General features: G+C 40.1%; 1 protein-coding gene. It reads left to right on the top strand.

Annotation, left to right across the window (positions count from 1 at the left end):
- Nucleotides 1-17: 17 nt before the first annotated feature.
- Nucleotides 18-409 (top strand): penicillin-binding transpeptidase domain-containing protein (locus AOA59_RS05715; protein ID WP_256593030.1); only part of this gene is annotated, 392 nt, incomplete at its 3' end.

Raw genomic sequence — 409 nt, 5'->3', positions numbered from 1 at the left:
CACCAGCAGTGTGGTTAATGAACCAAATTGGTATTGACACTTCTAAGAATAGTCTGGAGAAACAAAATATTCATCTTGAAGAAGATGGATTAGCTATCGCTTTAGGAGGGTTACATCACGGAATTACACCATTACAGGTTGCTGCAGCATACGGAACATATGCAAACCATGGAACTTACAGATCACCATATTTTATTAGAGAAATATATGATAGGAATGGGGAGCTTATTGCAAGTAGTACAGTAGAAGAAATGGAAGTTGTATCTTCTCAAACTGCCTGGTACATGACAAGAATGCTTGAGGCAGTTGTAACGCAAGGTACTGGAATGGCAGGTAATTATGATGGTCCTTTAGCTGGGAAAACTGGAACTACATCATTTCAGGAGATTGCTGGTGGAGCGAGGGATAT

The organism is Pseudomonas sp. 2822-15 (assembly GCF_002742515.1).
GTDB classification, from domain to species: Bacteria; Pseudomonadota; Gammaproteobacteria; order Pseudomonadales; family Pseudomonadaceae; genus Aquipseudomonas; species Aquipseudomonas salomonii.
This window is presented reverse-complemented; position numbering and strand designations above follow the sequence as displayed.